Raw genomic sequence first — 23,661 nt, 5'->3', positions numbered from 1 at the left:
ATGTTCGATATTGCAGGCAAAACAATGAAGCCCGTCTCGGAGGTACGATCCTCGGATGAGATGGAGCGCTGGTGGAATGTTCTTGCTGAGGAAGGACGTGCAAAGAAGGCGATTGAGTCGTTGCAGAAGAGTCTGACCTCCACAGAGATCGAAGTGCTGGCTCGTCAGGTCTTCGAGGAAGTGAGTCTTCGTGCCGTCGATGCGGGCGTCTCTTTACCCAAGGAATACATCCTGCGGCTGATCGGGGAACTATCCGGCATGGGTCCTTTGCTGGAACTGATCGCCCGTTCTGATATTGAAGACATCGCCATCAACTTGGGGCATATCTATGTATACACAACCAGCAACGGATGGGAACATGCCGGTCCCGCGCCGGATGGGATCGGCGATGCATTGCGAGTCATGATCGACCGCGCCGGGCAGCGCGCTCCGACACCCGATTACCCGGTTGCCGATGCCATGTTGCAAGTCATGGTTCCGCTTGTCGATGGAAGTGTGCGAAGAAAAGGTGTGCGTATCAATTACGTTATGCCACCCGCATCACCCTATGGAGACACGATCACCTTGCGTGTTTCTAACTATCGAACAGCATCTGATCTGACTCAAGGCAGTCTGGCATTGTTGTGTCAGAACCGACTCCCCCCTGTCCCACGTCCAAAGTTCGATCCGAAGGATTTCCCGCGTGGCAACGGCATCCTCACACCCGAAGCTGCGAACTATTTATTGAGTGTCATGGTGCATGGGGGGACGCTCGTCATCGCTGGCACAACGGGTTCGGGCAAGACCTTTGTGGGGCAAAGAATTCTGCAGGAGATGCTGGATTATTACCCGCGTGGCGCGATCCGTTTGTTTATCGTGGAAGACAGTAATGAAATTATCCTCAATGGTTGGAACGGCGATGGCAAAACTGATACGGGCAACATTATCTATACTGTGACCCGCCCTGAAATTCGTGGTGGACCACCTCCGGTCACCATGTATGACCTGATCCGTTCTGCTTTGCGTTCCCGTCCGCATGGGGTCGTGATCGGCGAAGCGCGTGGAGCCGAAGCATGGGAATTGGTCCGTGCCGCCGCGACCGGGCATGGACATTCTGCTTTCACCATCCACGCCACCAGCGCCGAGCATGTCTGGCCGCGCTTTTTGCAGGTGGTGCAGGCGCATCCGGATGCAGCGCGCATGTCCGAGATCCAGATCGCGCAGTCCTTTGCGGAAGCGGTAACGGCAGCCGTGTACATAGAGCGCAATCCACAACATGGACAGATCGTGCGTGAGATCGTGGAGGTCTCCACCATCGTAGAACGGACTGCTGCACGTCCCTCGTTTTCCCCGTTGTTCAAGTATGAAGCCGGCAAGGGACTCGTTCCCACCGGCAATCGTCCCATGCGTCCTGGCTTTCGTGCCACGGACATGAATATTTCTGAAGCCATATTCAAACCATAGGAGACCCATATGGCAAAAAGATCGAAACGACTGCCTCAAATGATTGCAAGAGGCTTTGAGATCATGTTGAAGTCCATTCCTGCAGACGCCCTGGTCAACCAAACCGGGGCGGAAGAGGCTATTCAACGCTATCGTGTTCGCCCGGATAATCATCTTACAAGTGCGTTTTCCGATCTGTTACAGGAGATAAATCCTTGTATCGATTCGGAAAAACTGCAGGAAGCAGACGTTGATATCGCCCTCCTGCAAGTGAAGGCGGACCTTAAGTCATGGAGTTTCCAATGAATCATGTGGGAACCACCCATGCCTTTGTGTTGAGTAAAGGGTTTGCGCAGGTCGGCAATCACTCAGCATTGATCGGCGAGGATGACACCCGGCGCCTGTTTGCCGAAGTGTATGCCGACCCGGATCGTCCCGATGTGCGACCTCAGGAGGCATACAAGTCCATTCTCTCCTCGATCCAACCTGGCTGGACATTACGTTTACTCCAATTGTTCTGGCCCGACCCGGAACCGAGGTTGGAATTCCAGAATCAGGTTCAACGATGGAACACTCCTGGTACAGAGGGCTTGGATATTTTGCATCAGGGCTTATCCCTTGCCGTGCAGGAATATCCACTTCCCTTTGTACGGCGAACTGTATTGGAGTTTGTATTGCCAGGTGATGAAGGCAAAGCCCTGAGTGGAAGCGAATGGGTCGCCTGGTGGGAAGGGCTCGCGGGATTGTGTGCCGGCTTTGGATTACGGATTAGGTATCTTGATCGGAATGCAATTGAAGGCTTGACCCGCTGGGTGCTCAACCCCAATTTGGAATACAGGACATAGTTTGAGTAATATGTTCCAAGGATTGTCGATTTAATTCAGAAGGATGTTGACAGCAACAGCACCATTTTGAAGAAAATGGGTGTATTTGGTTTAGATCGCTTCTCGTGATTACCCGGAGAGTTTCTTCCTTGGCTATGAGATAATTCTGATCTGTCGCTTTGGTACAAATTTTGGCAGGAGTGGCATATAATTTATTCTATCCGTACAAAGTATGCTAAACCGAACTGTTCGGCATAATACCCCCAGGGGGCAAAAATCCGAATGGTTCGGTTAAAGTGTACTTGGGTGCTGACGTCGTATCCATAAAAGGGATAAGCATTGTCTTTATGGGTTGTATGAGAGAAAAAGGAATCTAACAATGCAAAACAAGATGTCAATTGAAGATTTATATAAAAATATGAATTTCGACATTGGAAATTTATTTAGCGGAATTGACCTTGAACATATTGCTAAACGTAGGAATACCTTTCGAACTACATGGGAGAAATTTCGAGAAAACCCTTCTGATCTAACAGCAGTATTGCGGCTTATCCATGCTGTGTTTAGGGTTGAACAACAAGAAGCGATAAAAGATGTTTTGATTAATCCAATCGTAATTGATTTTGCGCCATTATTGTTGTCTTTGGAATTGGAAGAAAAAGACGAAGCCTTTTATACTCTAAATAAAGAAATAGACTTCGATACTATAAATAAAGAAAAAGCATCTGATACTCTAATTAAATGGAAGCAATTTCTTTTTGGTGAACAAAAAGCAAATGAAGGTATTCAAATTCTTGAAAACGCTCTCAAAACAGGTTTAGATTTGCCTTCTATCAAGTCTGAGTTATATCATTCGCATTATGCTTGGGCACAATACGAAGACCCCATAACTAAAGCCAAAACAAAACCATCTGTACGCATAGAACACTTGCGCCGTGTTATAGAACTTGGGGGTACACATGATTATATTTATAAATTTATGGCGGAAGCGTATCACGAGAATGGAGATGACGAGCAGGCTCGCATACATTTAAGTCATGCTTACAAGCTTAATCCAGAATTGGCTGGGGCAGTGAGAATTTCGAAAGCGTTAGGCTTTCCGCAAAGGTCAAAGTTTCAGGGTCAATCCAGCACTCCTAAATCATCCGAGTACAAATACTCGAAACCGGCGCAAATTCCATCTCACGCACAAATTAATGAATGGAAGCAAAAAGGTCAATGGAGCAATATCCTTGAATACGCAAATCCGTATGACTATTTTCCCAAAATACTACCCAAAGCCCGTGAACCTCTTTGCCAAATAGCAGATTCGCTCGGCAGTTATGCAGATTCAAAATCTATAGACGCGCTTATTGTTTTGCTAAATTTTGGTTATTACTGGGATGTCAGTTTTGCTGCGATGACCTCGTTGTCGAAAGTTGGGGACGAAAAAGTCCTTGCTGTATTAGAGAAATTTGAAGCAAGAACAATTGGCGGACGTGCAATTTTGGATGAAAGTATTTCTTACCTCAAAAAACGAATTAGTTATCAGACATCTTCGAGTAATGCCGTCACGCCAAAGGAATTACTTGACCAATCTAAAAAAGCATTTTTCAAAGACGAAAACTATCAACAGGCGCGGATTCTTTTGGAGAGTTTATTACCTCGAATTGATAAATCGGACTCTAAATATTTAGATGTTGTGATTCTTCTTGCTCGCTCATGCGCAGAAACCAGAGACTACGGCAGGGCTTTCGAGTTAATTAAGTCCATCTTCTCTATATTGCCTGAAAAATATCAAAAGCCTCTCTCGCAAGAAATGGCTTCTTGGTTCTGGTCAGATTTGGGATTTCGAGAATACTCGCCAGCCAGCGATAGCGATTATTGCTTTGCACTTCAGGCTGATATTGAGGCAGTGTTAGCAGAAGAAGACGCAGGCGAAGCACTTTATAAATTGAAATCACTAACAAGAAATTTAGAGCAGTTAGGCGCTGGTAACACCATTGAATTAATTAGAACATTAATTAAAACTGAAGCCCCAGGATCTGAGTATGTAGATCATGATCGGAAAAATTACATACGCAAAACTAATTTAAGCCCTATCATGAAAGATTTTTTTGCCAAATTAGATGAGGTTATAAAGACAAGTGTTACTGAGAAAATACAGAAAATGCTCGAAGGAATAGAACTTTCGGATGGTTTTGTTGCGGCTACTATCACTGTTGAGTTCGATGATGATGACGTTGACGACGATAGTGATGACGAAGAAGGTAGCAACAATGAATTTCTTCTAGAATCCGATTAAAAGGGAAGGGATTTTATGGAAATTATGTGGCGCAGATTCAGAGAAAGTTTCGAGAAATTTATCGTTCAAGATTTGAAGAAGGCATTAAATGCAGAAGTTGAAGTAGGAGTAATCATTTTAACTGTTGTCGGTATCGAGTCGTTGAGCGGCTATTATGCAGGAAGGAAAAGTGATGATGAAACTTTCAAGGCTTTTATTGACGCGTTTATGCCAGAGTATTCTACCCATGCTGTGACACTTTACAAATGTATTCGCAATGGGCTTGCCCATGATTACATCATTAAAGAGTACGAAGGTAAAAGTTTCTTATTTACCCGTAATGCTGGCGAAAAACACTTAACGCCTGTTTCGCAAAGAAATGGATGGTTCTACCTTAATCGTCGTCAATTTTCTCTTGATTTCCTAAAAGCACAAGAATATTTTTTTGAAGAATTAGAAGTTAATAATGAATTACAAGAAAAAGCATTAAGTCGCTTGAACAAGAAAGGCTTTTTAGATGTTTTTTCTTTTCATGTAGAAAGCATTTTTGTAGATTCGGGTAACAATGAAGACGAGTACAATAGCGCAACAGGAACATTTTCAAAAAGATATTAATTCTGTAAAACACCCCTAACAAAGTGTAAAGAAAGCTACTACCTGACGATGGGGATTGTACATAGCGCTTATGCACATCCTAAGCAGTTTTCTATGCCTTGGACTTTTTTTCTGGGTGAACATCTTCACCATTCCCGATCCAATACGGTTACCCACTATGCGGGCGATGATGTAGCCTTCAAATATATTTCAATCAACCCAGCGGGTCTTATGATTAGAAACAAACCATATATCAAATTAGGGAATGGAAGCTACTTTTTCTGCCCGTAAATAAGGTTCTCCACCTTCTTTGTCTATCTCCATCACCCCTGTGATCAACAGAGGTGGATTTGAATCCAGAAAGGATTTTGCGATTCGATACACGTCCGGGAATAGAATCACATCTAAAGTCCCTTGTAAGTCTTCGATAGTCAGGAAGAGCATCAAGTCCCCTTTCGCAGTCCGACTGCGGCGCGAGGTCTGACGCACCCCGGCAACAGTCACACGCCGACCGATCTTACCCACGGCATCAATTGTGGAAAGGGTTCCCGCGATCTGCTCCTGCACCAGTTCAAGAGGATGGGCTTCGAGGCTGGCACCGAGAATTTCCAATTGAGCATCCACTTTTTGTTGCAGGGTCCAATCCTCTTCACTGGCATCCGACCAGGCAAAGAGACTCATCTGATCCCTCTGCCAGCCGCCGGTTTGTAGTCGCTTCAATATCGCGGGGATATTTCCAAAACCATCCAATGCCCCGATCTTCGCGAGATGTTCCGCTTCCTGCATGCGTGGATCGACGCGCGAAAGGAAATCATCGAGGGAATAGAATGGAGCATGTTGGATAATTCTTCCAATCGTACGTTGGGTCAATTCCTTAACCTGACCCAGCCCCATAAAAAGCGCACGCTCCTCCGAGTCGATCATCTTTTGCGCCGAGAATTGATGCCGTGAATAATTCACATGCGGAGGGCGGACCTTCAAGCCCAGTCGTCTGGCTTCGCTCAAATAAACCCGCTGACTGTAATACCCACCCCAATTGGCAAGCACCGCTGCCATGAACTCTGCCGGAAAATATTCCTTGCACCAAGCAGAACGCCAGCCGATCCGGGCATACGAGGCGGCATGGGCTTTGGGGAAGCCATAGCCGGCGAAGGCTGCCATCATCTCCCAGATGCGTTCGCCAGTCTCGATGGGAATCCCACTTCGCGCCTGTACTTCTGATACGAACTTTCTTTCCAACTCCTGCATCTTCTTCCCTGGGTCAAAATGACTCATCGCCCGCCGCAGCAAGTCGGCTTCTGCCAGACTAAAACCTGCCAGTTCATTGGCGATGCGCAAGACCTGTTCCTGATACAGGATGACTCCAAAAGTTTCATCCAACAAAGGTGCAAGCGCTGGATGAAGATGGCGGACGGGTTCCTCGCCCTTAAAGCGCCTCACAAAGGCATCCTTGAGTCCACCGGTCAGTGGACCAGGACGATACAGCGCCAGAGCTGCCATGATGTCATCTTCGGTGCGGGCATGGATCTCGCGCAGGGTCGCGCGCATCCCCGGACTTTCGATCTGGAAGCAGCCAATGGTCTCACCCTTTTCAATGCGAATGGAGGTGGCTTCATCGGTGGAGGGCGTAGAGTCCAGGACTGCTAGTGGTGTTGCGTATTGTTCGGGTTTCCTTTGTTGCACGAACTCCGCCACGTCGCCAACAACAGTGAGACCTCGAATACCCAAGAGATCGATCTTCACCAATCCCAAAGCTTCCACGGAGTCTAAATCGAGTTGGGTGATGACAACACCTTTGCCGCCCGAGTTCATGACTGGAACAAGATCAGTAAGCAATCCAGGTGCAACGATCACACCTCCGGGATGCATGGAAAGATGACGGGGTAGTTTCAATATGGCTTCGGCGTCATCGAAGATGGATTGGTGGTTGGGATGGGTGGTTCGCAGCTCTGCAAAGGGAGAAGGCGCATCTTCTCCATCTTCAGAGTCTTCGAAGCGTGCCCACCAGGCATGCGGCAATTGATTGGCTAGTTCACGCACCTTGGCAGGTTCGAGACCATATGCCTTGGCTACATCCGCGAGCGCAGAGCGTGGACGATAGCGATTGATCGTCCCCACCATCGCCACCTTGTCAGTGCCATAGGTATCGAAGACATGCCGGATGACCGAGTCACGTCTGCGGGAACACAAATCGGTATCAATGTCTGGAGGGGTAACACGTGCGGGGTTGAGAAAGCGTTCAAAATACAAATTGAGGCGTAAGGGATCAGGACTGGTAATGCCGAGACAATGAGCAACAAGAGATGAGGCTGCCGACCCACGAGAGGAATAGGGTACGCCTGTTGCTCGCGCAAAGTTCAGGATGTCCTCGACGATCAAGAAGATCGGCTCGAAGCCCATATGTGAGATTACTTCGAGTTCATGATCGAGGCGCGTTTGGATCTGTGGTGTGATCTCGCCATAGAGTTCTATGGCTCCAGCTGTGGCTTTGTCACGTAAATGTTGCGTGGCGGTTAGACCTTCCGGTAATGGAACAATGGGCATTTGGGATTTGCCAAGCGGCAGATCGAAACGGCAACGCTCCGCAATTTCTGTTGTAGCGTGTAATGCTTCAGGAAATTCCTTGAAGCGTTCTTCGATGAGTTGGGGTGGCATGAACCAGGCATCTGCCGGGATAAGGGCATGTTGAGGAATGGTAGTGACCGTTTGATTGAGCCGGATGGCAGCCAGCGTTTTTTGTAATCGGGCTTGCTCGGGGGTCTGGTAATAGACCGGATGCGCGACCACGGTCGGCAATCCCAGTTTGCGTGCCTGCGTGGATAATGTGCCGGCGCTGGACACATTTCGTAAGGGGACATACAAACGATCTTCAAATCCATCCTGTAATCCCTGCGGGTTTTCACATAAGGCGATCAGGTCTTTGGAATATTGAAAAAGCGTTTCCAACAAACAGGGTGCATCGGGATTGTCACGCAGAGCCAGCACGCTGCTCAGCCGGCAAAGATTGGACCAGCCTTCGGTGCTGGTTGCCAGTAATTGAAGAGGCCCCTGTTCCAGATCAATCTCCAACCCGATCACTGGTTGAATGCCGGCATCCTTGCAGGCTTTGACGAATTCAATGGTGCCTGTCAGTAGATGGTGATCAGTCAGACCCAAAGCTGACATGCCACAGGCTTTTGCCGCCTGTACCAAATCAGTGGGAGTCATCAAGCCTTCCTGCAAAGAGAAGGCGGAGTGGGTCGTGAGATGAACGTACATCAGGGCAATTGTAAACGTTCCCGCCATTGATTAGCGACATGAGCAGTACTCCCCCATGCCCGGCCCGCTATCATCCCGCGCATGTCATTCGATCATCCCATCCAAATCCCCTTTATCCTGCGCGGTCAGGAAGTCACCGCACAGGATCTGCTGTACAGAAGCCGGGACGGAACAAATCAGTTCCATTACCCCGACCCGCGTCCCCTACTTGACCGGATCGTGCTCTCCGATCCCGTTCAACTCCAGCGCGACTTTGCCTCTGTACGTGTCAGTGAGATCATCGACTTTCTTGCCGAAGCCGGCAAAGCCATGACGCTCAAGCATGCCCGCATGGAGCAGGCTTGTCGTTTCAGCGTTCCGTTCAGCGCCCTGCCGGAGACCATCGTGCGCGGCAGCTATGACCTGATCCCGGTTGTGTTCTCGAAGCTGGCCTTGCGCACAATGGTCGAGAACGAGATCGGCTCAAAGTATCTGGACGGCTGGGTCGAGATGCCCTATGCGGACAAGGTCGCCAAGCGACGTGCCTATGGCGCGCGCACCCTGCATTTCATCTCCGGCAATGTCCCGGTCGTGGCGGCCCTGAGCATCGCCCGTGCCGCGCTGATCAAATCGGACAACATCATCAAGGTCACGCCCAATGATCCGCTGACCGCTTCTGCCATCGTCGGCGCGATGATGGATGTCGATCCGAATCATCCGGTCACAAAACATTTCTCGGTCGTGTATTGGTCAAAGGAACTGCACGACTTCGAGCACGAACTGATCCAGCCGCGCTATCTGGAAAAGATCATCTCGTGGGGCGGCGCGCTGGGTGGCATCAACTCAACCCTCAACCACGGCAATCTGCAAGCCTCCGGCATCGATGTCATTGCTCTTGGTCCAAAGTTCAGCATTTCCATTTTGGGACGTGAAGCCTTCCAATCCAATGCGGAAATCGAAAAGGTCGCCAGGCTTACCGCCAAAGATGCAGGTTCCTTCAACATGGAGTCCTGCGGCTCATCGCGTTTCCATTTTGTGCAGGCGTCTCCGGATCAGGCGATGGAATATGCCCGGCGCTTGTACGATCACATGCAGCAGCAGGACTCATCCTTGAGCGCCATGCCGAAGCATTTTCCGGCAGACCTGCGCGATGAGATCAATGCCGCCCGCGCCCAGGATGATTTCTATTACGTGGTCGGCGGGGACAGGAACGAAGGCGCTGTGGTGGTAAGTCTGACCGGTGAACTGCCCGACTTCTTCCCCATGCACAAAGTTGTGGTGGTCATCCCATTCGATGATCCCATTCAGCTCGTGGATCGCATCCATCCTTCCACACAGACGGTTGGCATCTACCCCGAAACTCTCAAGCAGCCATTACGCGACCTCCTGGTCGCACGTGGCGTGTGCCGTTTCATTTCCATCGGACATACCGTGGAGTATTCCATCGGCGGTCCCTTCAATTCAACCGAGATCATGCGGCGCGCCTGCCGCTGGATCCTGGATGAGTCCTACCCATCCAAATGGGAACTGCCCGTCTTCTATCTGCGCAAAGCCTGGCAGATCTTCAAACACCACATTTTTTAGGAGATTTACTTCATGACTGACCCCATTCTTTCGGGCACGCCCGAATCCTGGACACGCCTGCCGGTCCAGACCTTGTTCTCGCTATCCAAACTGGAATTGGATGATTTGCAATTGCATTGGGCGCAAACCCGCTTTCAGCAATTGCAGGAGCGCATTCCCGCCCTGGATGCTCTGGCGGAAAAGCAGGGCGTGAAGATCATCGCCGACTTCGAGACTCTTGCAACCATCCTCTTCACCCATCAGGTTTACAAGAACTATCCCTTTGCCTTCATTGAACGGAAGTTGTTCACCGAGTTGACGCGCTGGCTGAACAAGTTGACTGCGCATGACCTCAGTGGCTTGGACATGCGCGGCGTGAACACCATCGATGAATGGCTAACCCTTCTGGATGAAGCCGGCATGTTCGTCTTTCACTCGACCGGCACGAGCGGCAAGTTGAGTTTCTTCCCGCGCAGCCAGACCGAGAAGGAAGCCTGGGTCGAAGGCACATACACCTTCCTGGAAGCCTTCATGCCGGGCATCCGCGATCTGCACCTGCCGGTCTTCTGGCCCGCCTATCGCAGCGGGCGGCAGGCTTCCATGCGCCTGATCACGCACTTCGGTCCGGCGCTGGCGGGGAGTGAGGCGGAGTATCACAGCCTGTTCAACGCACCCATGTCGGCGGATTTCATGTCGCTGGCCATGCGCATGAAACATGCCCAGGAACACGGCGACCTGACGGCGATGGATACGATCAAAGCCATCTTCAAGACCAAAGGCGAGATCGTTACGCTCAAAACACGCAAGGCGGGACTCACTAAAAGTTTCTTCGACAAGATGGTGCGCGAGTATCGCGGTCGGCGGGTCTTCCTGATGGCTTCCGCCACGGATTTGCTGGATGTGGCGGTAGAGGGCCTGGCTGCCGGACAGGAGAAAGTCTTTGCGTCCGACTCCGTTCTTTTGACGGGCGGTGGCTTCAAGGGACGCCAGACCATTTCGGATTGGAAGGACATCCTCAAAAAGTTCTACGGTGTCGATCAGGTCTTCATGTCCTATGGCATGACCGAACTCAACACCTATAACATCGCCTGTTCCAAGGGTGTTTATCACGTCTTCCCCTGGAATATCCCGATGGTATTGAATCAAAACGGCACGCCTTTACCCCGTACTGGGGTGCAGACCGGTCGCGCTGGCTATTTCGATCTGCTCGCCCAGACCTATTGGGGCGGCATCCTGACCGGCGACCGCATCACGGTTCACTATGACGAGGATTGCAACTGCGGCTGGAAGGGTCCGTGGATCGAGGACAACGTGCAGCGTTTCAGCGAACTGACGGGCGGCGAGGACATCATTTCCTGCGCCGGGGTACAGTCTGCCTACAGTGACTTCATGGAATACATCGCCGCCGATGTGCCGGAAGGAGAATAGGCAAATGGATATCGCCGCTCTGACCATGTTGGTCTTTGGCATGGTGATCGTGGGGTCCGGTCTGACCGGGTTACTCGCACCGCAACTTCTTCTTACTGTGTTGGGTATCACGGACACCGGTTCTGCCACTCTACTATTTCTGATGGCGACCTCCCAGGCGTCACTTGCGATGGGACTGTATTACATCCTGGCATCCGTCAACGGAACCCGCGTCTTCTTTCAGTGGAGCGTGCCTTTGCGGATCATCAACTTCATGGTGTTTGCCGCCATGATCCCACTGGGCATCGCGCCGATGCAATGGCTGCTGGTGGCTGGACTCGAACTGGCAGGCGCATCGGCAACCGCGATTGCGATGGCTTCGAAGAGTCATTACACCCTGGATCATTTTCATGTGTTACGGATCGCCAGCCTGACTCTGGCATTGATTGGAGGCATCCTCGCGTTCAAGCCATTTGGCATCTATGGCAGCGCCTCCGCCTTTCTGCTGATCTCCAGCGTTGGCATGATGTATGCTTATCGCAGGTTCAACCCGGTACAGACAGGGGAGCAGTGATGCGGCATCCTTCCTTTGAGTTTCATTGCATTCCAGTCGGGATTGACAACTGTTATCTGTTGCGCGGGAGAACCACCATCCTGATCGATGCCGGCGCACCGGGGCATGTGAAAGAGTTTATGCGCGGCATGGATCGCCTCGGCATTTCGCTGCGGGAGATCGAACTCATCCTGTTGACCCACGGACATGCCGATCATATTGGCTGTTTGCATCAAATCCAAACCCTCTCGGAGGCGGAGATTGCCATGCATGAGGCGGAGTGTGCCTGGGTTGAAAGCGGTGAACCGGATCTGTCGCCTGGCGTCACTCTATGGGGGCGCATGTTGGCTGGCTTGGGGCAGGTTTTATACAAACCCCGTCTGTATCCCCGTGCGGTGGATTATTCCATCACCACCACCCTATCCTCCCTGATGAAGCTGGGCTATGGCGTCCCAGGACAGGTGGTTCACACGCCAGGTCATTCGCCCGGTTCAATCAGTGTTCTGCTTGAATCAGGCGAGGTCTTTGTGGGTGATCTGGCCATGAATGCCTGGTACTTGCGTTCGACACCGGGGCTGCCGATCCTGGCACAGGATATGGATCTGGTGGTGCAAAGTTGGAAGCGGCTGATCGGGATGGGCGCCAGACAGGTCTACCCGGCACATGGAGCTGACTTCCCGATTGAGATCATCCAAAAGGAAATCCAGGCATGGGAGCGCAGGTCCGGAACTCCGTAATAAATAGAGCAACATCCTTAGCGACACGGACGGAGCACCCGTCCGTGTCTTTTTGTATCATGCCGTTCATGCCTGAACCTCAAGACCAATTCGTTACCTCCATTGCTTCAGAAGCCGTGGAAGTGCTGGAAGATCATCTGCTCTTTCCGGGTGGATATCTATTGCCTCTTTCCGCCCGTGGCACGGGTGTGCCCGGCATGACCGACCGCCCCTGGTCACGTTTATCAGCGGATGTCTTCTATCCCAATCTGCCGGTGATGTATTCCCTATCCATGCACCGTGAACCGCCGGATGTTTTGCGCGGTTCCCTGCGCGCACGCCGCACGCTCTTCGAAGGCTTCATGATGGCACTGGCGGAGAAGACCGGTCGGCGTCCTTCGATGGCGGAACGTTCCGCCGATCACGCAATGGATGCTGCCGAGTCGGAACTGACCTTTGGTAAACCCGCCTTCAAGATCGCCCTAATGAGTTCGCTCTTTGTCGAGCGTAATCGCTTTGAAGAAGCGGAAGCCGCACGCAGAGTGATCGAGTCCAATCTTCGCGCGCGTGGGCTCACAGCCCAAAGACTCTTCTATATTGCCGAACGTGCCTTGCATCACTTCCAACCCGGAGGAAAGTTATTTCCAGGATTGGATGAGCCGACGCTGTTCCTGGAAGAAACACTTCCATTATTGCCTGCCCCTTCCCGGCAGGTCATGCCGGTCGAGGATTCGGTTTGGATCGGGACTCACGCTCGCGATGGACGCGACATCCACTTCTCCTTCACCAAAGGACTCGATCCTGCCGTTCCACCTCCACCCCATGCCACCACACTGATCCTCGGTGAACCCGGTGCGGGCAAGACCAGCCTGTTGCGCTGGATCATGTTGCAACGTTTATTACAAGGCAGGACGGTCATCTCCATCGATCCCGAAGGCGAGAACAACAAACTGTGTGAAGCCGTGGGCGGGAGAATCGTGCCGGCTGGCATTCCCGAAGACACAGAAACCTGCCTCATTCATCCCCTGCAAGGCGAGAACCCGGCGGAGTTATTACTGGCTGTTCGTTTCCTAATCGCATCCCTTGCCGGTGAGTCGGTCTTATCCCCCGGTGTGCAAGCTGCCTTGCATGAAGCGGTAAAGAGACGTTGGGATCGCAGACCCGGCGCGATGTCCATTGCGGAATTCGTGGAAACATTGGGAACCATCAATGTCCCGGAAGCCGCCATGCCCTTGGCATTACTCAGACCTTTTATGCGCGGCGGACTCTTCGAAGGGTTCTTCGACAGACCCAAAGCTCTATTATCTCCGCACTTCCCCGCCGGTCAGTGGTGGAATTTCGATCTGTCCTCCCTGCGTGAAGAAAACCGTGCCATTGTGCATTCGGTGTTGGCATGGTTTTTGTATCATGCCGTCACAGTCGGTAAACAACCGATGGACATCTTCATCGATGAGGGCTGGCGCTTGTTGCGCAGTGGTCCATTCACCGACTTGCTGGATGAGCTTGGCAGACGCGCCCGCAAACGTGGGGTCGGCGTGACGCTCATCACGCATCTGCCCGCCGACCTGATGAAAAACCCCACCTCCTTGAGTCTGGCATCCACAGCTTTCATCGGTCGGCTCGGACCGGAGGAAGCCTTTACCTTCTATCGTTCACTGGGCGTGCCTGAAAGCGAAGCCAGGAAGAATGCTGAGACCACCTCACGTTTACCGCCGCGAGTCTTTCTGGCAGCTCCTTCTGCGGGACGTGGTGCTTTGTTCCCTGTCCTTGTCTCCATTCCACCGACATGGATCCATTTCTGGAAACAGCTTGGGGCATTGGGAGTTCAGCGATGATCTGTATCAATTGCGGTTATGAACACGCCACCGCTCCAGATCACTGTCCCTTGTGCAAAGGGGAGTGGCAGGGATGGGAGCTACTCTTTGCGCCGCACGCCTTGGAGGATCTGCGTGCGCAGGTCATGGGCTGGATCGCGCAACTGCCGTTTCCCACTCTCATGGAATGGATCGCATCACCAAAAGGATTGCGTGTCAGGTTGTATCTGCCGCCGCATGTGGCAGAAGGTGTGATGAATTCCTGGTCTGCCATGACCGGGCAGCATTCCAGATGGCGCAGTTTGGGAGTGGCAAAGATTCAATTCGATGGATATGCCCTACACACATCGAACCGTTTGCCGTCGCTGATCGCCTCTGCCAAAGATAGCGACCCCCTGCTTGCCATTGGCAGCCGGCTGATCAGTGCCGCAAGAGAAGGAAAGGATGCCACTCTGCGCCTATGGCTGCTTGGGAATGAAGATCAACTTCAGGAAAAATTGCGTAGCTTGTCTTCCTACTCGTATGGCACCGAAGGTGGCGTCGGCAATGACACGCCGAATTCCTGGGGCATGCAACTGGACTTCCTGCGGGCAGGCTTATTTTTCGGGATGATTATGGCGGGCATCAGCGGCGGGATTTTGTTCGCAGATTGGTTCAATCCCTTTGCGGTCTCCATGTTCGTGATCGCCGGCATCACGATCTGCCTTGCTTCGGCACTTGGTATTCGGGACTGGCTCGCCTGGAGATCGATCCCCAAGGAAGTTGTGGAGAGACGGATACAGGAGCCGTTGTTGAAGGTAGCCTTTTCCATCTCTGAACCGATCCAACTTCCGTTATTGGCTGGTGAACAATTTTGGCATCCCATTGAATCAGTCTGGCCTGCAATCCAGAAACACACCTTCCCCTTGCCTGTCGGCGAACTTGCCGGACTGATTGCTCCGCTACAACTGGGTGAAGGTTCGGGCTTGTTGGATCGCGCCGTCTGGCAGGAAGTGCCGGCGCCGCCGCCGTCCCAACCGTTGCTCGAAGCTGGTTTCAAGATCGGGCAGAGCGTGGCTACTGGCGCGCTGGTCGGCGTCGATCCGGATGGACATGGTCTGGCGACAGGCGGCAGCCGTTCGGGTAAATCTTCCTTTGTGTATTCCATGCTGGAGCAGTTGATCGCCAAAGGCGATGATGCACCGGGAATATTTTTAGTGGACCCGCATGTTTCATTGGCAGATGCCTTCCTGGATGCAATTGCACAATTACCGGAAGAGCAGAAGCAAAAAGCAATCAAGCGATTGAGAGTCATTACCCCGGATCAACCGCAGGTCATTCCCTTGAATCTACTGGCCGTTCCGGATTTCACCTGGGCAGGTAATGCCATCGTGCAGGTCGGTCGGCGTATCTGGGATGACTACTGGGGTCCGCGTATGCAGGCGGCGCTATTGGGATTGTTCCGTCTCGCACATGTCTGGAACCAGCACCATCCAGAAGCCGGGCTGGGACTCTTGCATATCGTTTTCATGGCCTTCAATAAGAGATGGCGGCACACGGCAATGGCGTTGCTGCCGCCCGGCGAACGTATGGGTGCCCTGGCGCTTGATGCCTTGTTGGGTCAGATCGGGGAGGAGGATAAAAAGAGTCAGAGCTGGATCACGGAGGTGATCAGCCCGGTGCTCTCCAAGGTCATGGCATTGGAACTCTCGCCGTGGTTGTTCTCCGCCATGCACCAGGAAAGTTTTGTGGACCTCAATCAATGGATCGACGAACGCGCCTGGATCGTATTACGTCTGCCTTCCGGTGAAATGGGACGTGAAGGGGCAAGGTTGACCGCCTCCGTGCTCTACAACGTCTTCGAGGCTGCTTATCGCAAGGCGACATTGGAGAAACCTGTCCCCTTTTACTTCATCGTCGATGAGGCGCAGGAGATCGGTTCGGGCATGCGCTTGGAGTCAATGCTGGCAGAAGGCGCGAAGTTCGGCGCGCGCATGTTCGTGCTGGCGCAGTCGCTTTCGATGATGCGCAAGGTGGAAGGCATGGAGCCGGTCGTACAGGCAATGCTTGCCAATACCTCCACGCAGATGTTCTTTTCCCCCGACCCGGAGGATGCCGACCTGATCCGCGCCACCTTGAGTTCCACGGTGCGTTACGGGAACATGACCCTTGACCTGCCTTCGTTGCAGTGCTGGCTGCGGGCGCGTATTGGTGGGCGCTGGCAGCCGCCGACCCTGACACAGATCAAACCTCTGCCGCGTGCGGATACCGCAAGAGTCCGGGCATTGATCGAGGAAGTGATCGCTGTCCATCCCCGTGATTATCTGCCAGCGAACGGCTGGCAGGAGAAGGCATCACGTGCGCTGAAGGACATGCTCCCCAAGGCTCTGGCGCCCCTCCTGGGTGAATTTTTAGCGGCGTGGATCGAGGAGCAAAACAATACCCAAATACAGCAGCCAGCGCCACAGGAAGATGAAAGGCGGTTGGGTTTCTGATGACGGCGATGACCTTGCGTTTTCTGTTGGTGACGTGTGGCGGTTCGCTTGCCTGCGTATTGACGTGTATTGGCGTTATTTATTCCGCCTGGAGAATGTCCCGGCGAGACAATGGATGGGATCGATGAGTGAGTTAAATGTGTTGATCGACCAAATGGTTTTGGATATCGGGACGCATGTCTTTCAGCTCGATGATCCACGTTTGCGAATGTTCCTGAATTGGCTGGCGGCTCATAGCGGCAGCATGAAGGTCCTCGCAGGCAATGTCCTCGATATGGACATCGCCGTGCTTCGAGGGACAGACTTGCAGGAAGGATTCAAGTCAGCTCTGAAGACCTGGCTGGAGTCCCTGCCGGCGCAGGGCATGCTTTGGGAATACCGCACCATTTCCTTTGAAATTGCCTGGTGGCGCAACCTGGACCCTGTGCGGTTGAAGATGATCGTGGAATCGGAAACTGGGCAGTGAGATGATGCGCTTCCTTGCCGGCCTGGGTGTCGGCATCTTTAGTGGGTATCTGCTGGGACTTGTGATTCCGCTCCAGGTGTTCATGATCGCCTGTCTTGTGCTTCTGGCGTTGGTGATTTTGTTGTTCTTCCTGTTCCATCTCGGCATCCGGGATTTCCAGGAATATTAGGAGTTAGTTATGAAGCGTTATCAATGGATTGGGATAATCCTCTTCCTTCCCATTCTCTTTTTGTGGACATCCGCGTCCACCCATGCAGCGCCTCTGGCGGCGTATTCATTGCCGGAGGGACGCACTTATGACCAGGCTCACAATACTGGCTACATCGACTGGAGTGGTTCTGCCCAGTACGTGTACATTACTCATCGCGATGGATCCTCACTTCCACCCGAGGAAGGTGGCACATTTTGTGGTTCCAATTGTTCCGAGTGGGTCACGCGGCTGGGCAATGGTAGCGTTGCCAGCGGCTCCTTTGACCGCGATGTTTCATACTTCGAGATCATGGTCGGCTTTACGCCTGACTCAAGTGTGGGCAATGCCGTGTTGCGGGCATGTTCCTCTGTGGATACATGGTACTTGCAAACAGGCTCTGGACTCCCAGGGTTTGTGAGTATGGCGATTGCTGTTCCAGCTGGCTGTCGTTCCTGGTCTTTAACCGCATCAGGTGGATATGTGGATTTTCGTTCCATCGACGTGGAATACATCGGTCCACCGTCCACTGCCACACCCACCCCGTCGCGGACACCCACGTTCACACCGACCATAACTCGCACACCGACAGCAACCTTTACACCCAGTCTGACGCCGACGTTGACCTTCACGCCGACCATGACGTACACGCCCACGGCGACCTTCACCAATACGCCGTCGCCCACACCCACTCCGTTGCCGCCTCAAATTACAGGCGTGGTAGTTTGTGATCTATGGGGCGATGCTGGTTGGTGCAGGGGGGATGAAACATTGGAACTCACCGCCAGTGATCCACAGGGATTTGATGTGACGATCACTGGTGATTTGAACGGTCAACCGTTTACCTGTGGCGCTTCCTGTGACTTGCCTTTGCCAGAAGGAACTGGTACAGCCAACTACACTGTGACATCCACCAGTGGGCGAGCTGCGAGTGGTTCGTCCACCTGGCAGCGGGATTGGACGCCACCTGATCTTGAAGTCAGCCTTCCGCCTGTTGATGGCAGGAATGGTTGGTATGTTTCGGAAGTGGACTTGTCTGCTACGGCAACAGATGTGATCTCTGGACTTTCATCCCTGCTGGCAAGCGCTGATGGTGGAGCAAGTTGGATCACTCCACCGATGCACTTCACAGATGGGTCACATGCTGTCCTGATATATGCCAGGGATGTGGCTGGAAATGAAGTGACAGCATCCAGGGTAATCCGCATAGACACGGTTCCTCCGGTCGCTCAAATCACATCCCATTCCAATGGAGAGGTTGTGCAGGGTGATGTACGCTTCGCTGGAAGTTTGGTGGATGGCATGTCCGGTCCGGATGGAGGTGAAGTCTCGGTTGACGGAGGAAATACCTGGCAGGCAGTCTCGATGAGCGCAGGAGATGGCTGGTCTTATATCTGGCATTCCGGTGAAGTGCCCAATGGCGAGTACACCATCCAGATGCGTGGCAGGGATCGCGCCGGCAATGTTGGCGATTTGGTTTCGATTGCGTTGACTGTGGACAATGCCCCGCCCGCCGTGTCCATCACAGAACGGTGGTGGATTTGGGAAAACGGAACTCTGAAGGTTTCCCCCAATCACTTTCCGATTGCCAGCATCCAGGTGACCATCCGTGATCCGCGAAAGCGTTGGAAGGAGTTGGTGTTGGACTTTGATCCCGGCAGGAATTCCTATGTAGTGAAATGGGATCGGCGCTTTGGGGATGGAACGTTGGCGCCAGTTGGGGAATACCCAGTTCTGGCAGAAGCTTGTGATGTAAATGGGTTATGCGGACAGGATGCGGGCAGGATCGTGATCCCAGAGGTGGCAACATTGACTGCCACTCTGACTCCATCTCCAACAGCGACCAGCACTTTGATGCCTTCGATAACGCCGGTGGCAACACAAATACCGCCAACAACGACCTTGGTATTGAGCACACCTGTACCAGAGGAGATAACTGAACCTGCTCAGTCCTCCCTGCCACTTTGGCAGATCATTGGCTTGTTGGGATTGTTTATGGTGATCGCGTCTGCCAGTGTAGTTGACCCTCGCCCCAAAGCGCTGGAAAGATTGGGTGAAACGTTCAGGAACATGTCTGAAAGCTCAAAAGACGAATCTATTAATAACAAATAACGAAAAGGAAAAGGAAAAGAAAAATGGAAATACTTCTTGCTATTGTGGTGGCATCCGCCGTGATCTTCTTTGGCGCATTGATCAGTATGGGAAACGAACGCCAAAGACGGGCATTAGACAACTTGCGCGAACAGGTCTTTTTATGGGCTGTAAATGATTTGCAGATCAAGAGAGAGAAATTGGCGCGTGATGTCAAGGTTGAACATCCGTTGGGCTGGTTCAAAAATGTGATTTCAAAAACATGTAACCTTGAAGGAGATTTTCAGTTAGTTGAAGTCTTTGAAAGTCCTGCAGTGATGGTATGCACCTATTCCGAATCAGGAAAAAATATTATCCTGACACCATTATCTCCTGATGCAATACGCAGGCTGGCGTATAAGAATCATAGTCGGATAACCAAATTTGCCGATGGAAATCCATTATTGACCCTTCCGCGCAACGTCGCGGTGAAGGAAGTATCTGTGTTGAATGGCGGTTTTCTTTTTGATCTGGAATTACCACTTGCATGGAAGGGGCTGACTGGACGGGATGTACTACATATGGATCGTTTATGGGTGTATGCGTTGCCCTAGTTACTGCACCTGGGTTAGCTTCCTGCCGACCGCTCGAATAACCTTTACCATATCTTTATAGTCGCTTTACACCCTTTTCAACCACCAATCCTATACTGGTGTCATAAAACAACACACAACCGTGTGAAACATCAAAATAGGAGATTATCCATGAACAAAACTTTAAGTATGACCCTGACCGTTATTGCAGTCATTGCGCTGGCTGCAGTCGTCTTCTTCGCGGGGAGCATGTATGCCCGCGCGAACGCCTTTGGACCGTCCATGATGAGCGGTTACGGTTGGAACAATAACAATGCCTACGGACCTTCCATGATGAATGGTGGCGGACCCAATATGATGGGTGGCAACGGTGGAATGATGAATGGCAGTACTGGAATGGGACCCAACATGATGGGCGGATACGGCTACAATCCCACCAACGTTACTCCTCTCACCATTGACCAGACGAAAGCCGCCGCTGAGAAATATATGGCGAATCTGGATAATTCCGATCTGGAGGTTGCCGAGATCATGATCTTCGATAACAACGGCTATGTGATCGTCAAGGAAATCAGCACGGGGATCGGCGCCTTCGAGTTGCTTGTAGACCCCACTTCGCAGATTGTCTACCCTGAGCATGGTCCAAACATGATGTGGAACCTGAAATACAGCGGACTCAATCACCAATACATGATGGGCGTCAACGGTGGAATGATGGGCATGATGGGCGGCAATAATGGAATGATGAATGGTTGGAACAGCGCCACCCCACTAGATGTCACTGCTGAACTGACAGTCACTCCCGAACAGGCTGTTCAATACGCCCAGCAATATCTTGATACAAATTATGCGGGTGCAACCGCCGCGACTGATCCTGCACAGTTCTATGGTTATTACACTCTTGATTTCGAGAAGGATGGCAAGATCATTGGCATGTTGAGTGTCAATGGCTACAGTGGACAAATCTTCCTGCACACCTGGCATGGGACCTTCATCGAGGAAACCGAGTAAGACTCGGACTCAAACTATAAGATGCGCCGAGATAAGCCATTCGGCGCATCTTAATTTATGCAGGTGAAGTTACAATACTGGCAAACTCCTCAACCAATTATCCAACTATAAGAGTAGCACATGACAAAAATCCTGGTCATCGACGACGAGCCTTCCATCGTCAATCTTGTTACCGCCTATCTCAAGCCCGAAGGCTATGAGATTTACACAGCGACGGATGGTCCGTCGGGTCTTAAGTCTGCCCGTGCTTTCAAGCCCGAACTCATCATCCTGGATATCATGCTTCCTGGCATGGATGGAATTGAACTGCTCTCACGCTTGCGCCGCGAATCAGAAGTGTATGTAATTCTGTTGACCGCGAAAACCGAAGAGACCGACAAGGTTGTTGGTCTTTCCGTTGGCGCAGACGATTATGTGACCAAACCTTTCAGCCCGCGCGAATTGGTGGCACGAGTCAAAGCCGCGATCATGCGCATTCAAACGGGATCAGGTTCAGGGTTCGAAACGAGCGTGCTGTCCTTTCGTCATTTACATATGGATGTTGGCGCACGCATCGTTAAGGTCGATGATCAAGAGATTGAATTGACCGCCATTGAATTCGATTTGTTGAAAACGCTGGCTGAAAACCGCGGCAGGGTACTCACACGCGAGCAGTTGCTGGAGAAAGTATGGGGCGGCGAATACTTTGGCGAAATGCGCGTCGTGGATGTGCATCTCGGACATGTCCGTCAGAAGTTGGGACATGAAGATTTAATCGCGACGGTGCGCGGCGTCGGTTATAGATTTGAAGATGAACCGTTGTAAGTGAGGAATGATGATTGATTATTTCCGACGTCGCTTGGGCGCAAGGCTGTTACTGTCCTATCTTGTAATTATCGTGGTCGGGGTGTTGGTATTGGTGATCGCTAGTCAATTCATCCTGCCAACATCCTTTAACCGCCACATGAATGGAATGATGGATGGCGGCATGGGAATGGGGATGGGTATGAACAATTCGATGGGACAACTGTATGTGGATTTCCGCGCCAGTTTCAACGAAGCCCTGACGTATGCAACGCTGGCAGCCATGCTCGCCGCATCCATTCTCAGCTTATTCTTCAGTCGCAGTGTGATCGCTCCCGTCCATGCCATGTCGCTTGCCACACAACGAATTGCCGACGGGCAATATGACGAGCGCGTGCAAGTCAATGGCAATGACGAACTCGCACAACTTGCAGTATATTTCAATCAGATGGCTGAAAAGCTAAATGAGGTTGAAACCATGCGTCGCCAACTGATCGGTGATGTCAGCCACGAATTGCGCACGCCGCTCACCGCCATCAAAGGTTCGATGGAAGGATTGATGGACGGTGTCCTGCCCGCGACAGACGAGACCTATCAACAGGTCCATGCAGAAGCAGAGCGGCTTAATCACCTCGTAAACGATCTGCAGGAACTCAGCCGCGTTGAAGCCCGCGCCTATCAACTGGATATTCGCCCATTGGATGCTTCCACGCTGGTACGAACGGTGACCAAGCGCCTTTTCCCTCACGCGGAATCAAAACGCATCACACTCGACTTTGAACTGTCTCCTGACCTTCCACATGTTCTGGCTGATGAAGATCGCGCCGTGCAAGTGTTGACCAACCTAACAGGCAATGCTTTGCAATACACGCCAGACGGTGGTAGAGTCACCATTTCCGCAAAGAGGATCAGTAATGCGATCCAATTTTCCGTTCGTGACACGGGGATTGGAATACCGCCCGAACATCTTTCGCACATCTTCGACCGCTTCTATCGCGTGGACAAATCCCGTTCACGTCAGACAGGTGGTGGAAGCGGCATCGGCTTGACGATCGCGCGCGCCCTCATCGAAGCGCACGGCGGACGTATCTGGGTAGAGTCGGCAGGTGAAGAGCTGGGAAGCGTATTCAACTTCACAATACCCATCGCAAAATCAAAATAGCGGCAGGATTGTGCAATCTCGCCGCTATTTTGACTCTTGTGGATTTTATGGAATCCAATTAGACAATACGTTCACGATCATATCTGGATTTTCAGGGTCATTCGTCTTAAGATGAACCGCAAAGTTATGCGGACCGTCCATGCCTGCGTGCATCATAAACACGCTAGACTCGATGATCGTGCTTTCGCCAGGTTTAAGTACCATCGAACCGATGGTCAGTTGAGGAGGTCAGCACCCCTCCACGACTTCAACATATGGGTCTTCCTTGAAACGCAGTGTGCCATCACCCGTATTGGTGACTTTGATGGCGAAAGTCTTCTCGACGTTGAACTTCACATCGCCGTAATCGATCAGTTGCTGATCCACCGCAATGGATGGCGTCCCTCCTCCATTGCCACCGCCTTGGTTGGCAAAGAAAAACGCCGCCGCTGCCAGAAGAATCCCACCGAGTGCGACAAACAACCAGGGGAAATTCTTCTTTCTCTGCTTTTGATACTTCTTATTTTTTTTGCTCATTGAGCC

20 protein-coding genes are annotated in these 23,661 nt (G+C 51.8%); 18 read left to right on the top strand and 2 right to left on the bottom strand.

The features are described 5' to 3' along the window. The 5 genes from HS100_12450 to HS100_12430 all read left to right on the top strand — a co-directional run bounded on the left by HS100_12450 (nt 1) and on the right by HS100_12430 (nt 5,124). A complete protein-coding gene (locus HS100_12450; protein ID MBE7434717.1) occupies nt 1-1,443 on the top strand; it encodes a type II/IV secretion system ATPase subunit in 1,443 nt (480 codons plus the stop codon). Between the two features lie 9 nt (nt 1,444-1,452). Beyond that, the gene (locus tag HS100_12445; protein ID MBE7434716.1) at nt 1,453-1,728 is read left to right on the top strand and encodes a hypothetical protein; all 276 of its coding nucleotides are present in this window, start codon (nt 1,453-1,455) and stop codon (nt 1,726-1,728) included. After that, the gene (locus HS100_12440; protein ID MBE7434715.1) at nt 1,725-2,267 is read left to right on the top strand and encodes a hypothetical protein; all 543 of its coding nucleotides are present in this window, start codon (nt 1,725-1,727) and stop codon (nt 2,265-2,267) included. Before HS100_12445 ends, HS100_12440 begins: the two co-directional genes overlap by 4 nt. Before the next feature lie 358 nt (nt 2,268-2,625). Then, on the top strand, nt 2,626-4,530 hold the full coding sequence (locus HS100_12435) for a HEAT repeat domain-containing protein (GenBank protein MBE7434714.1): 1,905 nt from the start codon (nt 2,626-2,628) through the stop codon (nt 4,528-4,530). A gap of 15 nt (nt 4,531-4,545) precedes the next feature. Beyond that, entirely contained in the window at nt 4,546-5,124 is a 579-nt protein-coding gene (locus tag HS100_12430) for a hypothetical protein (protein MBE7434713.1), read from the top strand. Between the two features lie 237 nt (nt 5,125-5,361). Here the strand turns inward: HS100_12430 and HS100_12425 are convergent, their stop codons facing one another. Next, nucleotides 5,362-8,388, bottom strand: coding sequence for a DNA polymerase III subunit alpha (locus HS100_12425; protein ID MBE7434712.1), 3,027 nt, complete (start codon nt 8,386-8,388; stop codon nt 5,362-5,364). A gap of 54 nt (nt 8,389-8,442) precedes the next feature. Here HS100_12425 and HS100_12420 point away from each other — a divergent pair, with 54 nt between their 5' ends. From HS100_12420 to HS100_12360, 13 genes are all read left to right on the top strand, one after another. Continuing rightward, nucleotides 8,443-9,924, top strand: a complete 1,482-nt coding sequence (locus tag HS100_12420) for a long-chain-fatty-acyl-CoA reductase (GenBank protein MBE7434711.1) — start codon at nt 8,443-8,445, stop codon at nt 9,922-9,924. A 12-nt stretch (nt 9,925-9,936) separates the two neighbouring features. Then, nucleotides 9,937-11,331, top strand: a complete 1,395-nt coding sequence (locus tag HS100_12415) for a hypothetical protein (GenBank protein MBE7434710.1) — start codon at nt 9,937-9,939, stop codon at nt 11,329-11,331. A 4-nt stretch (nt 11,332-11,335) separates the two neighbouring features. Beyond that, on the top strand, nt 11,336-11,884 hold the full coding sequence (locus tag HS100_12410; GenBank protein ID MBE7434709.1) for a hypothetical protein: 549 nt from the start codon (nt 11,336-11,338) through the stop codon (nt 11,882-11,884). Nucleotides 11,885-11,943: 59 nt separating this feature from the next. Then, nucleotides 11,944-12,600, top strand: a complete 657-nt coding sequence (locus HS100_12405) for an MBL fold metallo-hydrolase (protein MBE7434708.1) — start codon at nt 11,944-11,946, stop codon at nt 12,598-12,600. A 68-nt stretch (nt 12,601-12,668) separates the two neighbouring features. Then, entirely contained in the window at nt 12,669-14,414 is a 1,746-nt protein-coding gene (locus HS100_12400) for a hypothetical protein (GenBank protein MBE7434707.1), read from the top strand. Next, on the top strand, nt 14,411-16,867 hold the full coding sequence (locus HS100_12395) for a type IV secretion system DNA-binding domain-containing protein (protein MBE7434706.1): 2,457 nt from the start codon (nt 14,411-14,413) through the stop codon (nt 16,865-16,867). The genes HS100_12400 and HS100_12395 overlap by 4 nt, the downstream gene beginning before the upstream one ends. A gap of 124 nt (nt 16,868-16,991) precedes the next feature. After that, nucleotides 16,992-17,333, top strand: coding sequence for a hypothetical protein (locus HS100_12390; GenBank protein MBE7434705.1), 342 nt, complete (start codon nt 16,992-16,994; stop codon nt 17,331-17,333). A 1-nt stretch (nt 17,334) separates the two neighbouring features. Then, nucleotides 17,335-17,502, top strand: coding sequence for a hypothetical protein (locus HS100_12385; protein MBE7434704.1), 168 nt, complete (start codon nt 17,335-17,337; stop codon nt 17,500-17,502). A gap of 9 nt (nt 17,503-17,511) precedes the next feature. Further along, complete coding sequence (locus tag HS100_12380; protein MBE7434703.1) at nt 17,512-19,632, top strand: hypothetical protein; 2,121 nt, start codon at nt 17,512-17,514, stop codon at nt 19,630-19,632. A 23-nt stretch (nt 19,633-19,655) separates the two neighbouring features. Next, on the top strand, nt 19,656-20,204 hold the full coding sequence (locus HS100_12375) for a hypothetical protein (protein ID MBE7434702.1): 549 nt from the start codon (nt 19,656-19,658) through the stop codon (nt 20,202-20,204). Between the two features lie 150 nt (nt 20,205-20,354). Continuing rightward, a complete protein-coding gene (locus tag HS100_12370; GenBank protein MBE7434701.1) occupies nt 20,355-21,194 on the top strand; it encodes a hypothetical protein in 840 nt (279 codons plus the stop codon). 120 nt (nt 21,195-21,314) lie between these two features. After that, on the top strand, nt 21,315-21,998 hold the full coding sequence (locus tag HS100_12365) for a response regulator transcription factor (GenBank protein MBE7434700.1): 684 nt from the start codon (nt 21,315-21,317) through the stop codon (nt 21,996-21,998). A 10-nt stretch (nt 21,999-22,008) separates the two neighbouring features. Further along, nucleotides 22,009-23,139 carry a HAMP domain-containing histidine kinase gene (locus HS100_12360; protein ID MBE7434699.1) on the top strand — a complete coding sequence of 377 codons (1,131 nt, stop codon included), beginning with the start codon at nt 22,009-22,011 and terminating at the stop codon, nt 23,137-23,139. Between the two features lie 228 nt (nt 23,140-23,367). Here the strand turns inward: HS100_12360 and HS100_12355 are convergent, their stop codons facing one another. Next, complete coding sequence (locus HS100_12355) at nt 23,368-23,655, bottom strand: hypothetical protein (protein MBE7434698.1); 288 nt, start codon at nt 23,653-23,655, stop codon at nt 23,368-23,370. Nucleotides 23,656-23,661: the final 6 nt, after the last annotated feature.

It is taken from the genome of Anaerolineales bacterium, from assembly GCA_015075725.1.
Classification (GTDB): domain Bacteria; phylum Chloroflexota; class Anaerolineae; order Anaerolineales; family Villigracilaceae; genus Villigracilis.
Note: the sequence above shows the minus strand (reverse complement) of the source record. Positions and strands in the feature narration are given on the sequence as shown.

What these genes read in the sequence shown, in the direction of transcription:
- HS100_12370 (MBE7434701.1), top strand. Translation starts at nt 20,355, where the DNA reads ATGAACAAAACTTTAAGTATGACCCTGACCGTTATTGCAGTCATTGCG.
- HS100_12385 (MBE7434704.1), top strand. Translation starts at nt 17,335, where the DNA reads ATGATGCGCTTCCTTGCCGGCCTGGGTGTCGGCATCTTTAGTGGGTAT.
- HS100_12430 (MBE7434713.1), top strand. Translation starts at nt 4,546, where the DNA reads ATGGAAATTATGTGGCGCAGATTCAGAGAAAGTTTCGAGAAATTTATC.
- HS100_12435 (MBE7434714.1), top strand. Translation starts at nt 2,626, where the DNA reads ATGCAAAACAAGATGTCAATTGAAGATTTATATAAAAATATGAATTTC.
- HS100_12395 (MBE7434706.1), top strand. Translation starts at nt 14,411, where the DNA reads ATGATCTGTATCAATTGCGGTTATGAACACGCCACCGCTCCAGATCAC.
- HS100_12355 (MBE7434698.1), bottom strand. Translation starts at nt 23,655, where the DNA reads ATGAGCAAAAAAAATAAGAAGTATCAAAAGCAGAGAAAGAAGAATTTC.
- HS100_12425 (MBE7434712.1), bottom strand. Translation starts at nt 8,388, where the DNA reads ATGGCGGGAACGTTTACAATTGCCCTGATGTACGTTCATCTCACGACC.
- HS100_12365 (MBE7434700.1), top strand. Translation starts at nt 21,315, where the DNA reads ATGACAAAAATCCTGGTCATCGACGACGAGCCTTCCATCGTCAATCTT.
- HS100_12415 (MBE7434710.1), top strand. Translation starts at nt 9,937, where the DNA reads ATGACTGACCCCATTCTTTCGGGCACGCCCGAATCCTGGACACGCCTG.
- HS100_12445 (MBE7434716.1), top strand. Translation starts at nt 1,453, where the DNA reads ATGGCAAAAAGATCGAAACGACTGCCTCAAATGATTGCAAGAGGCTTT.
- HS100_12400 (MBE7434707.1), top strand. Translation starts at nt 12,669, where the DNA reads ATGCCTGAACCTCAAGACCAATTCGTTACCTCCATTGCTTCAGAAGCC.
- HS100_12410 (MBE7434709.1), top strand. Translation starts at nt 11,336, where the DNA reads ATGGATATCGCCGCTCTGACCATGTTGGTCTTTGGCATGGTGATCGTG.
- HS100_12360 (MBE7434699.1), top strand. Translation starts at nt 22,009, where the DNA reads ATGATTGATTATTTCCGACGTCGCTTGGGCGCAAGGCTGTTACTGTCC.
- HS100_12380 (MBE7434703.1), top strand. Translation starts at nt 17,512, where the DNA reads ATGAAGCGTTATCAATGGATTGGGATAATCCTCTTCCTTCCCATTCTC.
- HS100_12375 (MBE7434702.1), top strand. Translation starts at nt 19,656, where the DNA reads ATGGAAATACTTCTTGCTATTGTGGTGGCATCCGCCGTGATCTTCTTT.
- HS100_12450 (MBE7434717.1), top strand. Translation starts at nt 1, where the DNA reads ATGTTCGATATTGCAGGCAAAACAATGAAGCCCGTCTCGGAGGTACGA.
- HS100_12420 (MBE7434711.1), top strand. Translation starts at nt 8,443, where the DNA reads ATGTCATTCGATCATCCCATCCAAATCCCCTTTATCCTGCGCGGTCAG.
- HS100_12390 (MBE7434705.1), top strand. Translation starts at nt 16,992, where the DNA reads ATGAGTGAGTTAAATGTGTTGATCGACCAAATGGTTTTGGATATCGGG.
- HS100_12440 (MBE7434715.1), top strand. Translation starts at nt 1,725, where the DNA reads ATGAATCATGTGGGAACCACCCATGCCTTTGTGTTGAGTAAAGGGTTT.